This is a genomic window from Pseudomonas viridiflava, from assembly GCF_900602065.1.
Taxonomy (GTDB): Bacteria; Pseudomonadota; Gammaproteobacteria; order Pseudomonadales; family Pseudomonadaceae; genus Aquipseudomonas.
Genome location: NZ_UWFN01000308.1, coordinates 1 through 420, shown reverse-complemented (window position 1 = coordinate 420; position 420 = coordinate 1). Strand labels below are relative to the sequence as shown.

Here is a 420-nt window from a genome sequence, read left to right as displayed (position 1 = left end):
CCCTGACCCGCGTCGACAACAGCACAACGCACGAGTACACGCTGAAGGGGTGGACGTCGAACTCCACCACGCACTTCAACCTCGCCGGCCAGCCCACGTCGATCGTGGACCGGAACAAGAACCAGATCAGCTTCAACTCCGACGAGCCCGGCTTCACCCTGAAGTCCCTCGTCTCGACCGCGGGTGTCGCCGGGGCCCGGACGGCGAACTCGTCGTACGCCAACGGTGTGCAGACGTTCTCGCAGACCAGCGGCTCGAGCTCGCGTTCGGTGTCGTGGACGAAGAACAGCACCGGCGACATCACCACGTACACGGACGCGCTCGGCAAGAAGACCACGTTCGGGTACACCAGCGGGGACCTCACCTCGATCACGGCGCCCACCGGCGGCGTGACGGCGTTCACGTACGACTCGTCCGACC

Annotated in this window: 1 protein-coding gene; it reads right to left on the bottom strand. The window is 65.7% G+C overall.

Features of this window, described 5'->3' with window-relative positions; translation table 11 throughout:
* Positions 1–403: hypothetical protein (locus tag EE949_RS29890; RefSeq protein ID WP_241152863.1), on the bottom strand; the 403-nt coding region annotated here is incomplete at its 3' end.
* Positions 404–420 lie beyond the last annotated feature (17 nt).